10 protein-coding genes are annotated in these 12,748 nt (G+C 69.0%); 6 read left to right on the forward strand and 4 right to left on the reverse strand.

The window, feature by feature from the left end; translation table 11 throughout:
• Positions 1 to 21: 21 nt before the first annotated feature.
• The gene (locus tag H8R18_RS08510) at positions 22 to 951 is read left to right on the forward strand and encodes a DUF808 domain-containing protein (RefSeq protein WP_191071595.1); all 930 of its coding nucleotides are present in this window, start codon (positions 22 to 24) and stop codon (positions 949 to 951) included.
• 7 nt (positions 952 to 958) lie between these two features.
• Here the strand turns inward: H8R18_RS08510 and H8R18_RS08515 are convergent, their stop codons facing one another.
• Positions 959 to 2,272, reverse strand: a complete 1,314-nt coding sequence (locus H8R18_RS08515) for a xylulokinase (protein WP_191071596.1) — start codon at positions 2,270 to 2,272, stop codon at positions 959 to 961.
• Between the two features lie 7 nt (positions 2,273 to 2,279).
• Positions 2,280 to 3,461, reverse strand: coding sequence for a xylose isomerase (xylA, locus tag H8R18_RS08520; RefSeq protein WP_194189258.1), 1,182 nt, complete (start codon positions 3,459 to 3,461; stop codon positions 2,280 to 2,282).
• Positions 3,462 to 3,546: 85 nt separating this feature from the next.
• Between xylA and H8R18_RS08525 the strand changes: the two genes are divergently transcribed.
• Positions 3,547 to 4,797, forward strand: coding sequence for an ROK family protein (locus H8R18_RS08525; protein ID WP_223875120.1), 1,251 nt, complete (start codon positions 3,547 to 3,549; stop codon positions 4,795 to 4,797).
• On the opposite strand, the gene H8R18_RS08530 is transcribed toward H8R18_RS08525, so the two are convergent.
• Complete coding sequence (locus H8R18_RS08530; RefSeq protein ID WP_191071598.1) at positions 4,794 to 5,507, reverse strand: SOS response-associated peptidase; 714 nt, start codon at positions 5,505 to 5,507, stop codon at positions 4,794 to 4,796. The two genes, H8R18_RS08525 and H8R18_RS08530, sit on opposite strands and share 4 nt — an antisense overlap.
• A 38-nt stretch (positions 5,508 to 5,545) precedes the next feature.
• The gene (locus tag H8R18_RS08535; protein ID WP_420826897.1) at positions 5,546 to 7,009 is read right to left on the reverse strand and encodes a CCA tRNA nucleotidyltransferase; all 1,464 of its coding nucleotides are present in this window, start codon (positions 7,007 to 7,009) and stop codon (positions 5,546 to 5,548) included.
• A 91-nt stretch (positions 7,010 to 7,100) separates the two neighbouring features.
• Between H8R18_RS08535 and H8R18_RS08540 the strand changes: the two genes are divergently transcribed.
• The 4 genes from H8R18_RS08540 to trxB are packed head-to-tail and all read left to right on the forward strand — an operon-like array spanning position 7,101 to position 12,692.
• Positions 7,101 to 7,613: an NUDIX hydrolase gene (locus tag H8R18_RS08540; protein ID WP_191071599.1), complete on the forward strand. Its 513-nt coding sequence runs from the start codon at positions 7,101 to 7,103 to the stop codon at positions 7,611 to 7,613.
• On the forward strand, positions 7,610 to 9,757 hold the full coding sequence (locus tag H8R18_RS08545) for a DUF6049 family protein (protein ID WP_191071600.1): 2,148 nt from the start codon (positions 7,610 to 7,612) through the stop codon (positions 9,755 to 9,757). The genes H8R18_RS08540 and H8R18_RS08545 overlap by 4 nt, the downstream gene beginning before the upstream one ends.
• On the forward strand, positions 9,747 to 11,750 hold the full coding sequence (locus H8R18_RS08550) for a protein kinase family protein (protein ID WP_191071601.1): 2,004 nt from the start codon (positions 9,747 to 9,749) through the stop codon (positions 11,748 to 11,750). The genes H8R18_RS08545 and H8R18_RS08550 overlap by 11 nt, the downstream gene beginning before the upstream one ends.
• A gap of 21 nt (positions 11,751 to 11,771) precedes the next feature.
• Positions 11,772 to 12,692: a thioredoxin-disulfide reductase gene (trxB, locus tag H8R18_RS08555; RefSeq protein ID WP_191071602.1), complete on the forward strand. Its 921-nt coding sequence runs from the start codon at positions 11,772 to 11,774 to the stop codon at positions 12,690 to 12,692.
• Positions 12,693 to 12,748 lie beyond the last annotated feature (56 nt).

Below are 12,748 nucleotides of genomic sequence, written 5' to 3' on the forward strand. Positions count from 1 at the left end.
TACCGGACGCAGGAGGTGGGCGTGGCCGGCGGACTCGTGGCTCTGCTCGACGATATCGCGACACTGGCGCGCATGGCCGCCGTGAGCGCCGACGACGTGGCTGCGGCCGCGGGGCGGGCCTCGGCGAAGGCGGCCGGGGTCGTCGTCGACGATACGGCGGTGACGCCGCAGTACCTGAGCGGGATCAAGCCCGAGCGCGAGCTGCCCATCATCAAGCGGATCACGCGGGGATCGCTGCGCAACAAGCTGCTCATTATTTTGCCGATTGCGCTGATCCTCAGCGAATGGGCGCCCTTCCTCATCCCCGTCATCCTCATTCTCGGCGGCTGTTACCTCTCGTTTGAGGGCATGGAAAAGGTCTGGGAGAAGATCCATCCCTCCGCCGGCCACGAGACGCCGCGCCTGGCCCAGGGAGGTGACGCCGAGGACGAGGTCGTGCACTCGGCCGTGCGCACCGACCTCATCTTGTCGGCTGAGATCATGGTGATCGCCCTCAACGAGGTGGCCCGCGAGGGGCTGCTGGCACGGGCGATCATCCTCATCTTCGTCGCCTTCACCATCACGTTCCTCGTCTACGGCGTCGTGGCCGTGTTCGTGAAGATGGACGACGTCGGTGCCCACCTGGCGAAGCGCCACAACCCGTGGGCGCGGCGCCTCGGGCGGGTCTTGGTCGCGGCCATGCCGCGGGTGCTCGCGGCAATCGGGATCATTGGGACGTTCGCGATGGTGTGGGTCGGCGGACACATCCTGCTGACGTCGAGCGCGGACCTGGGGTGGCACGCCCCTCACGATCTCGTCCACCACCTCGAGGGATACGTCGCCGGCATTGGCGGGGTCGGCGGGTTCCTCGCCTGGTGCGTCAACACCGCGTGCTCGCTCGTCATCGGTGCCGTGTGGGGAAGCGTCCTCGTCGGGATCGCACACGTCATCTCCCGCGTGCGCGGTTCCTGAGGACGACTTAGCCGCGCACGCTGGCGGCCTGACGGGCGGCTCCTAGGGCCACGTATTCACCCGGCTCGGGGATCGTCACCTCGGCATCCCAGACCACAGGCGCGAGTTCACGCACGGCGCGTGACTTCGCCCCACCGCCGACGAGGGCAACCCGATCGATGGGAGCGCCCAGGTCGCGCACGGCGTCAAGGGCCACGCGCATGAGGGATAGCAGCCCATCGACACCCGCACGAGCCACGTGCGCGGGATCGGAATTGGCCAGCGTCATTCCCGACAGCGTGGCCGTGGCATCCGGGAGATTCGGGGTGCGTTCGCCCTCGAAATACGGCTCGAGGCGCAGCCCGGCGGCGTCGGTGACGCTGAGCGCCAACTCGTCGAACGTGTCGTAGTCGACGCCCAGGATCCGCGCCATCGCATCGATGATTCGCGAGGCGTTGAGGGTGCACGCCAACGGCAGCCAGGCACCCGTGGCGTCGGCGAAGCCCGCGACGAGGCCCGAGGGGTCACAGACGGGATCGGCCGAGACCGCCGCAACGACTCCGGACGTTCCCAACGACACCATGGCGTCACCGACACCGAGGCCGAGGCCGAGTGCAGCTCCTGCGTTGTCGCCGCAGCCGGGGCCGATGACGATGTCGCCCCACCCCTGTTGCGTGCCACCGTAGCCGGCGACCTCTCGGGGGCCGAGGATGCGGGGAAGAATGAGAGAGCGAGCGACGTCCTCGCCGAGGACGCGCGCGAGAATGTCGCGGCGATATGTCCTCGCGTCGGTGCCGACGTAGCACGTTCCTGAGGCATCGGAGCGATCGGTGACGAGCGCGTCCAGCCCGGGTGCCCCCTGGATTTTCCACGTCAACCAGTCGTGGGGCAGGCAAACGGCGGCGAGGCGGGAGAGTGAGTCGGGTTCGTGTTCGGCCAGCCAGGCGAGTTTCGTCAGCGTGAACGAGGCGACCGGCACGCAGCCGGTCTCTCGTGCCCACCACTGTTCCCCCATGTCCTCGCGCAACCGTTGCGCCGCCGGGGCCGAGCGGGTGTCGTTCCACAGCAGGGCGGGACGAATGACGTTGCCGTCGGCGTCGAGGCACACCAGTCCATGCTGTTGCCCGCCCACGCTGAGGGCCGCGACGTCATCGAGTCCGCCTGCGGCCTCGGCGGCGGCGAGGAACGCCTCCCACCAGTGATCGGGGTGGACCTGCGTACCATCGGGATGGGACGCGCGCCCCTGCCGTACGACCTCCCCCGTTGCGGGGTCGCAGATGACGACCTTGCACGACTGCGTCGACGAATCGACGCCCGCGACGTAGTACCGCTTCGTTGCCATGATGCCCCTAGCCAATCAGGTGGCGCATCGCGTGCTGGTACAGCTCGACGAAGCGGTATTCGCGCGCCCCGGCGGCCTCCGCGTCGAAGTTCTCAAACGAGGCCTCGTCGGCGAGGAAATCGTCCAGCGTTTCGCCCTCGGCCAGGGTGGAGACGGCGAGTTCGGGAATGGAGGCGGCCTCCATGAGTTCGCGGGTCACGGGATCCGCGCGGAATGCGCGCGCCTTTTCCGCGAGCATAAGGTACATCTCCATGTTTGCCTTCGCGGAGTCCCACACCCCGCCGATTCCCTCGGTGCGCGAAGGCTTGTAGTCGAAGTGACGCGGCCCCTCGTAGCGGGGACCGCCACCGGGAAAACCGTTTTCCAGCAGGTCGACGGTGAAGAACGCCGAGGGCAGATCGCCGTGCCCGAAACACTTGTCCTGGTCGTATTTCAGACCCGATTGGCCGTTGAGATCGATGTGGAACAGCTTGCCGGCATTGAGGGCCTGACCGAGGGCATGGGTGTAGTTGAGGTTAGCCATCTGCTCGTGGCCAACCTCGGGGTTGAGGCCGACGATATCGCCGTTGTCGAGCTCGGCGATGAGAGCAAGGGCGTGACCGACGGTGGGCAAGAAGATGTCGCCACGCGGTTCGTTCGGTTTCGGCTCCAGCCCGATCCGCAGGTCGTAACCGCGCTGTTTGATGTAGGCCGCAACGGTGTCGAGCCCCTCGCGGTAGCGGTCGAACGCTGCGTTGAGGTCCTTCGATGAGTCGTATTCGGCACCTTCGCTCCCGCCCCACATGACGAACACATCCGCACCCATTTCGGCGGCGAGGTCGACGTTACGCAGGATTTTGCGCAACCCAAAGCGGCGAATCGACCGGTCGTTATTCGTCAGGCCCCCATCCTTGAAAACGGGGTGGGTGAACGTGTTTGTCGTGACCATTTCGATCTTCAGCCCGGCGGCATCGGCCGCTTGCTTGACCTTACCGACGCGGTCGGCGCGCTCGGTGTCACTGGCATCAAAATCGAAGACGTCGTTGTCATGGAAGGTGATGCCCCACGCCCCGAGCTCGGCAAGTTTCGCCGTATACTCCCACGGATCGAGCACCTCGCGCGTGGCGGCACCAAACGGGTCGACGGCGTTCCAGCCGACGGTCCACAGGCCAAACGAGAACTTGTCGTGCGGGGTTGGGGTGCGTGTCATCACGGTCTCCTCGAGCATCGTTGCTGCACATCACGCATTTCGTTTACATCCTAAACTATTTAGCGAGCTGGCTATAGTCAACCCCATGATGCCCCGCCCCTCCTCCGTCCTCGTCCCGCGCTCTCGCGCGAGCGTCACGGGCTCTGCGGTGCGCGCGACGAACGCGGCAGCCGTGCTGCACGCGATCCTCGCCGCCGACGACGGGATTTCCCGGGCGCGCATCGCCACCGCGGTGGGGTCGACGAAGGCGACGGTGTCCAAATTCGTGGACGACTTTGCCCGGGCCGGTCTCGTCAGCGAGACTCCGGCACCCGCGAGCGGGCGCGGCAGGCCGGGCATCGCCGTGCGCGCCCGGCCGGGTGCCGTCCTCGCCCTCGGCCTCGAGATCAACGTCAATTCCCTGCGCGCCCGTGTCATCGACCTAGCCGGGACCGTCATCGCCGAAGATATTGCGCCCACGCCCGTGACCCGCCGGCCCGCCGACGCCCTCGCCGCTCTCGCGGACCTTGCGCAGACCACGCGCGAACGGGCCCTCGCACGCGCGTGCACGGATCTCGGCACCGGCGCGCCCGTCCCACGCTATCTGGGGTGCGGCCTCGCCCTGCCGGGCCTCATCTCCCCCACCGAAGTGGCCATCGCACCCAACCTCGGATGGCGTCATATCCCTCTAGCCGAGATCACCGCCCCGCTCGAGGCACTGGGTCCCGCACTTATCGCCAATGAGGCCGACCTCGCCGCCTACGCGCTCGCTCATCCGCGTCCCGGCGTCGCGGCCGAGACGGAGTCGTTCATCTATGTCTCCGGCGAGGTCGGCATCGGCGCGGGCCTCGTCCTCTCTCACGCGCCCGTTGACGGCGCCCACGGCTGGTCCGGGGAAATCGGCCACATCTGCGTCAATCCTGAGGGCCCACGCTGCGGCTGCGGCGCGACCGGCTGCTTGGAGTCGTACCTCGGTTTGCGCGCTCTCGCCGCGGCAGCGGGGCTGGCACCCGATGCGCACGCCGAAGACATTGACGCGGCGGCACATCGCGGCTCACAGCAAGCACGGCGCGCCCTCACCGAGGGAGGGAAGGCGCTCGGGCGCGCCTTGGCCGCGGTCATCAACATTCTCGATATCCCCGCGGCCATCCTCGGGGGCAACATCGCAGAGCTGGCCTCCTGGCTGGTTCCGCCCGCGCGTGCAGAGCTGTACCGGCGCGTGCCCCACGCGGAATGGTCCACCCCGCAACTGCGGGTGCGCACTCACAGCGCGAACTTGGCGGCGACAGGAGCAGCCCACAGGGTTCTCCAGCGCCTCGTCGACGATCCCCTGGCCGAACTCGCCGACCCCGCCTAGGGCTCGATCCCCGTGACGAGGTCGGGGGAGTTGTTGGCAACGGAACCGACGGCTCGCGACACCCGGCGCGGGGTGAGGCGCGGCTCGGGCAGCGACACGATGAGGCGACGCACGTCGGCACCTTCGAGCGGGTCCGGGGCCAACCAGTCCGCAAAACGCGAGGCGGGAACGATGAGCGGGGACCGGTCGTGGATGTGGCCGTGGGCGTCGGCCGCGGGGCGGGTGAGGATCGCGACCGTGCGTCGCCACGGCTGATCGGGACCGGACCGCCACGCCTCATACACTCCGGCAAACGCCATGACGGGATCGTCGGGACCGGCGCTGAAGAACCACGGTTCTTTTCCCTGCGGGCACGGCTGCCACTCGTAGTAGCCGGTTGCCGGGACGAGGCAGCGGCGCTTGCGCGCGGCGGAGCGGAATGTCGGTTTCTCAGTGATGGTCTCGGCGCGGGCGTTAATCATGGGATGCGAATCGTCCCTGCTCCAATGGGCGATCAGCCCCCACTCGAGGCAGCGCAGCTGGCGATGAACCTCACCGCGCTGGGAGGGCCGAGGTGCATCGGGAACCTCATAGCGCTCCATGATGACGGGGACGCCGTGGCTGGGGGCGATGTTCCACGACCCGGAAAAGCCGCGGTCGATGACCTGATCGACGTCAAAGAGCGTGACCAGGTGTTCCTCGCCTTGCCCGAGCGCGTAGCGGCCGCACATGCACCCACCCTAGCGACGGCACCGCCGCGACACGCGGGTTAGGAGCGCTGCTGCCACCACAGCTTCAACCGCCGGGTTGCCTCCTCCTCACCCAGGGGACCCTCGTCCATGCGGGCCTGGAGGAGCATCCGGTAGGCCTCGCCGACCTCGCGCCCGGGGGCAATGCCGAGAATCTCCATGATCTGGGTGCCGTCGAGGTCGGGGCGGATCTTCGCCAACTCCTCGCGTTCGGCAATCTCGGCGATGCGCGCCTCGAGGTCGTCGTAGGCGTGCGAGAGCCGCTGCGCCTTGCGGCGATTGCCCGTCGTGCAGTCGGCGCGGGTCAGCCGGTGCAGCCGCTCCAGCTGGTCGCCGGCATCCGCCACGTAACGGCGGACCGCCGAATCCGTCCACGACTGTTCGCCATAACCATGAAAACGGCCGTGCAGGGAAATGAGGGTGTAGACGGCCTTGATCGTCTGCTTGTCGAAAGTCAGCTTCCTCATGCGCTGACGCATCATTTTGGCCCCGACGATCTCGTGGTGGTGGAACGTCACCGTCCCGTCGCGCTCAAACCGGCGGGTCCGCGGTTTGCCACAGTCGTGCATGAGGGCGGCGATGCGCAAGACGAGATCGGGGCCGGGCACCGGGCCGTCCTCGTCGGTCTCGAGGTCGATCGCCTGATCAAGGACGGTCAGGGAGTGCTCGTAGACGTCCTTGTGGCGGTGCTGGGCGTCGACGGTGTCCTGGAGGGCGACGAGCTCGGGCAGGACGTAGTCGGCGACGCCGGTGTAGACCATGAGTTCGAGACCCGAGCGCGGTTTCGGGCACAGTAGCAGTCGCTCCAGCTCGCCGCGCAGGCGCTCGGCCGAGACGATGCTCAGCCGCTCGGCCATGGCGACCATCGCCGAGAGCACCTCCTCGGACACCTCGCAGCCCAGCTGCGAGGTAAAGCGCACCGCCCGCATGATGCGCAGGGGGTCGTCGTCGAAAGACTGGTGCGCCGAGACGGGGGTGCGCAGCTCGCGGGCGAGCAGGTGCGCGAGGCCGTTGTGGGGGTCGACGAGGGTGTAGTCGGGCAGGCGCAGGGCCATCGCGTTGACGGTGAAGTCGCGTCGGGTCAGATCGCCCTCAAGGGTGTCGCCGAAGGCCACCTGCGGCTTGCGCGAGGCCGCGTCGTAGTCGTCGCTGCGGTACGTCGTGATCTCGACGCTCACGCCGCCGAGGTGCCCACCGATCGTGCCGAAGGCTCGGCCCATGTCCCACGTGTTCGCCCCGCACTCGCGCAGCAGCCGCTCGGTCTCGTCGGGCCGGGCCGACGTCGCCAGGTCGAAGTCGTGGGGGACGACGCCCAGACACGCGTCCCGCACGGGGCCGCCGACGAGGGCAAGCTCGTGGCCCGCCGACGTGAACCGCTCGGCGATCTCGCCGATCTGGGGAGGCAGCGCGGCCACGGCGTCTAGGAGGTTCGCCATCGCCTGCGCCGCCTGCTGGGGCATCGTGGGGGTCGGTGTCGTCGTCATCGCCCCCTAGCGTGCCACGTTTGGCGCGCATCGGGGAACCTCGGGGCCGTGCGCGTCGCTGGCAATGGCGAAAACCGCCTAGGCTGGATACATGAGCGACCACCCCGACTACCCTCGCCGACGCCGTCGGCGCCCGCGTGCGCACCGCACGTTGACGCGCCTGCCCGTCGTCGACGAGACCTCGGCGGGTGGCGTCGTCATCAAGGTCCACAACGGCCGCGCCTATGTCGCCCTCATCGCCCGGCGCAACCGGCATGGCTCCATCGAGTGGTGCCTGCCCAAGGGCCACGTCGAGGGACGCGAGACGACCGCGGACACGGCCATTCGCGAGGTCTTTGAGGAAACGGGAATCACCGGGCGGATCATCGTCCCGCTTGCCACGATCTCGTATTCGTTTTCCGGGGCGGGCCGCTGGGTCCACAAGGTCGTCCACCACTACCTCATGGAATACGTCTCGGGAACGATCACCGTCGAGGGCGACCCCGATCAAGAGGCCGAAGAGGCGGCGTGGTTCCCGCTGTCGGAGGCCGAGACGATCCTCGTCTACCCCAACGAGCGCAAGGTCGCCCATCTGGCTCGCCAGCTCCTGCGGAGGCGCACATGAGGGCCCGGCTGGCCACGGCTGTCCTCGCCGTCCTCCTCGCCGTCGCGGCCCTGGTGGGCCCGGCCTCGCGCACGCCCGCAGCGGCCGCCACCGAGGACACCGCCGACCCCGACGTGACGATCACCGAACTCACCCCCGCGACGGCGACGTCGTCGTCGCAAACGCTGTCCGTGCGCGTAACCGTGACCAATCCCGGCGCGCACGAGCTTCACGACGTGTCGGTGAGCTTAGACGTATCCACGCTGGCGATGTATCAGCGCGACGACATCATCGCGTGGCAAGACGGCCACTCGCGCCGCGAATCCAGCCTGTGGCACCTCGGCCGCGTCGGCGTTACCTCGCTCAAGGCCCACGCGAACACCGAGGTGACGATCACCGCGCCGCTGTCGGCGCTGCCCGCCGCGGCGCTCACCCGCTTCGGCGCCCACCCGCTGCGGGTGACGATGCAGGCCGTCGGCGACGACGGGGAAGCCGTCACCGCGACGACGCAGACGTTCCTCCTTATTGACACGGGATCCTCCGCCTACCAGCGCACCCCGGTGTTTATCGTCGCCGACGCCACCGCCACGGCCCAGACCCTCACGCGCTTCACGACCGCGCACGGGGCCGGCGAGGGGATCCTCACCGAGGATTTCCTGCCGGTCCACCCCGAGCGCTCCCCCGCCGACGGCGTCGACGAGGTGCTGTCGGGGCTCACTCAGGCGCGCGACGGCATGGCCTACATCGTCGATCCCGCCCTCATCTCGCAAACCTCGCCGCTGGTGACCGGCAGCTTCGCGGTGCGTCGCAGCGCTGACCTGGCGCTGGATCCACAGGCCCAAGATGCCCTCGCGGCGGCGAATGCGGCCGGCGCCACGGTCTCACTCGGGCAGTGGGGCGCTCCCGACCGCGGGGTGACCGCGGCCTCGGGCGGCGAGGACGCCCTGACCGCCGCACGCACCCTCACCCAGGCGATGCGCGATGCCACCCCCTCAATGGCGTGGGGACCGTCATTCGACATCGCTTCCTCGGCGACACCAGGTGCGCTCGATCCCGATTCCTCGGTTCTGCCCATCGTCCCCGACTCGGCGGTCATCTCGCAGCGCCACACCTACATTCCCGACGCCCGCTCGCGAGTGGGCAATCGCGACGTCCTCGTCTCCGATAGCGCCCTGAGCGCGGCCCTCGCACGCGAAGCCTCCACGCCCGCTGACGAGCTGCGCTCGCGCCAGTACGTCGCCGCGCTGCTCGCCCAGCACAACGCCGAGCTGCCCAATGCCCCGCGGCTCGTCGTCGTCACGCTCCCGGCTCGCGCGCTGGCCTCGGCATCGACGCCCCAGCGCATTGACGCCCTGTTCGATACGGCGTGGGTACGGCCGGCGACCATCGGTGAGGTCACGGACGCCTCGACCGCGCGCGAGCAGGTCGAGGCTCGTGAGGATGCCGCACCCCAGCGCAACGCGTCGCTCAGCTCGGCGTTGACCGAGGCGTCGCGGGCACTCGGGCGCGTCGACGAGGTTGCCGAGCACGCCTCGCTCATCACGCGCCCGCTGCTGTCGCAACGCGCGTTCGCCCTGTCACGCTCGCTCTCCACCGCCCAACGCGACACCCTGGCCGAACGCCTCACCGCCCAATCGCTGCGCGTGAGCACGGGAGTGCGCACGAAGACCGCGCCCTCGGTCAACATCATTTCGCGTACCGCCGACATTCCCGTCCAGGTGACAAACGACCTGCCCTACCCGGCCACGGTCGTCGTCGACGTGCAGGCCGCATCCTCCATCGTCACGACGACGGCGACGCGAACGCGCATCGCCGGGCGTTCGTCGGTGACGGTGCAAGTCCCCGTTGAGGTGCGCGCGAACGGCGACGCACGCGCCGTCGTAGCGTTGCGCTCACCCAGCGGGGAATCCATTAGTTCGACCGAGGTCGTCGTGTTGCGCGCACACCGCGGCTTAGAGGATCGCTTCCTCCTCGTCGGTGCCGCGGTCGTCGTCGTCCTGCTCGTCGCCGGGGTCATCCGATCGATCTCGCGGGGCCGACGCATGGATAGCACCTCCGACGCGGCCCGCGAAGGCTCGACCCGCCCGGAGGGGAGTGGCACAATTGCCCCCGATACGACTGACGACCCTAGCCCCGAGGATGAGGAGGCGCGCCATGACAGCTGAGGAACGGCTAGTCGCTCAGCTCACGCCGACCGAACGCGGCGTCCGCGCGCACCCGACGGGAACGGCCGAGGCGTGGTGGACCCTCATGACGTCGCTCGCCGATTCCCGGATTCCCGGCGTTCAGCGGGTCCTCGAGGTCGAGGAGGGCGATTCGGTTGTCCTCGAAGCCGCCACCGGGCAGTCGCTCGGTGACTACGTCAGCGACGGCCTGGAAGCGGCCGAGGTCGAGCGGCTGCTCGGACAGATCGCCCAGGCGCTCGCCGGCCTTCACGAGCGCGGCGGTGCCCACGGTAACCTGTCGACGTCCTCGATCCGGATGAGCCCCGAGGGCGCGATCGTTCTGCTCGAAGACGCCCTCACCCTTGACAACTCGGAAAGCGCGCGCGAGGACGCGATGCGCCTCGACGGCTCGGCATGTGTCGAACTGCTCTATTTCCTCCTCACGGCCTCCTCCTACGAACCCGGTCCGCTGGGAACCCCGTCGATCCCGCGCTCCGATGGTGCCCCCGTACCGCCGTCGACGCTCAATCCCGACGCTGGCGTCGCCCTTGACGCCGTCGCGTTGACGGCGAGCGAACTCACCTACCCGAGCGTGTGTCAGGCGATCGCCCAGCAGCTCGCGGTACCTGAGAACAGCGCCACCGACACGGCCGGTGACGACGCCGAAGAAACGCCGGAAAGCGAGACCACGCCCGACGCCCCCGGCTCGGCGACCGCGGCCGAGAACGAGGACGCCGACGGAATCCACCTGCCCCTGCCGCCGGCGACCCGCCACCCCCTGCGCAGCGTCGACTCGGCCTCGCAGGGTGACGATCCTGCCCAGATCACCGGCGCCATGTCGCTGAGCGAGGCGCGCGCCGAACTCGAAGCGATCCTTCGCGACACCCCGCCGGCCACCCTCGCCGACGATCCAGCCGAGGAGCAGGAGCAGGCCCCGGTTACCGAGGCGCTCGACACCCGGGGCAGCGAGGGGGCCGAGGGCGTGCGGATCTTCGATGAGCTCGACGACGTCGACGCCGATTCCGCGGACTCCGAGGCCACGGACGTCGCCCGCGCGGTCCCGGCCTCGGCGACGCCTCCGCTTCCCCCGCCGCCGGCAGTCGATGCGCCAGTCGACGGCGACGATTTGCCTGGCGCCACCAAGGCTCTCGACGAGGCCGCACCCGCCGCCGAGCCCCCCGCATCCGCACAGGAGGGCGACCAGGCGTCCCTCGAGACCTCCCAGATCCCGCTGGTCGAACTCGAGAACATGCACCTCGATCCGACGAAGCCCGCCCCGGTTGCGCCCGCACCCGCGCGCTCGCGCCTGAGGAGCCGGATTGCCCGGTTCTTCGGCTACTACTTCGGCGCGCCGGTGTCGACCTCGATCCTGCCGCCGCGCCAGCGCCGCCTCGTCGACCCCCAGCGTTTCATCCTGCGCGCATCCGCGATCGGCATGGCCGTCGCCTTCCTGTTGGCGATCGTCGTGCTCGCGTGGCCGCTGCCCAAGCCGCAGGCCGCCGCCACCCCCACGCGCACCGCCTCGCCGCAGGCCTCGCCAACACCGCAGCCCGAGGCGACGGTGGCCCCCGAGATCGCCGAGATCACGATCGCCGACCCCGACGGGGACGGCAACGAGCACCCCGAGATGCTCGCGAACCTCACCGATGGTGATGCCTCCTCGGCGTGGTACTCGCGCACCTACGTGTCCGACACCTACGGGATGAAGCGCGGAATCGGCCTCGTCATCACCCTCAAGGAGACGGCAACGGTGTCCGACGTGACGCTGACGGGGTCATCGACCGGCGGTCTCGTCCAGATCAAGACGGGCACACCCGAGGAAGCCCCCGACGCCCCGGCGGCCGCCGAGGGACCGCTGCAAACTCCCGAGACGACGCTGCACCTCGACAAGCCGATCACCGTTGACCGCGTTATCGTGTGGGTACCTCAACTTCCGACCGATACCCAGACCTCGAAGTTCCGTCTGGCGTTGTCCGGTATCACCGTCAAGTAGCGCCCGAAAGGATCGTGCCCCATGTCATCGCTCCACGACGTCGTCATCGTCGGCTCCGGCCCCGCCGGCTACACCGCCGCCATCTACGCGGCCCGCGCCGGCCTCGCCCCGTGCGTCCTCGCCGGCGAGATCGACTACGGCGGTGCCCTCATGACGACGACCGAGGTCGAGAACTTCCCCGGCTTCCCCGAAGGCATCCAGGGGCCGGACCTCATGGACAAGCTCGCCGAGCAGGCGAAGAAGTTCGGCGCGGACGTGCGCATGGAGTCGGCGACGGAACTCGACCTCGCCGGCGACGTCAAGACGATCCGCACCGACGACGGCACCTACCAGGCCAAGCGCGTCATCCTGGCGATGGGGTCGGCTTACCGCCACCTCGGCGTCGACGGCGAGGAGCGGCTGTCGGGTAAGGGCGTGTCCTATTGCGCGACCTGCGACGGGTTCTTCTTCAAGGACCAGCACATCGCCGTCGTGGGCGGTGGCGACTCGGCGATGGAAGAGGCCCTGTTCCTCACGAACTTCGCCTCGAAGGTGACGATCATCCACCGCCGCGACTCCTTCCGGGCCTCGCAGATCATGGCCCAGCGCGCGCTCGACCACGACAAGATCGAGGTCGCGTGGAATTCGACAGTGGACTCGATCAACGGTGAGGACAGGGTCGAATCGGTGACGCTGCGTGACACCGGTGACGATTCGCTGCGCACGCTCGATGCGACCGCCGTGTTCATTGCCATCGGCCACGATCCGCGCTCCGGCCTCGTCGCCGGGCAGGTCGAGACCGACGACGCGGGGTACGTCATCGTCGACGAGCCCTCGACGCGCACGAGCCTTGAGGGGGTCTACGCGTGCGGCGACCTCGTCGATCACACGTACCGCCAGGCGATCACGGCGGCTGGAACGGGGGCGCGCGCGGCGATTGACGCCGAACGCAGCCTGCGCTAGCCGCTCGCTGCCGTCGCCCGTCGATGCGGTGGCACTAACGCCCGGGGCGGGTGACA

It is taken from the genome of Nanchangia anserum (genome assembly GCF_015240065.1).
GTDB lineage: Bacteria > Actinomycetota > Actinomycetes > Actinomycetales > Actinomycetaceae > Nanchangia > Nanchangia anserum.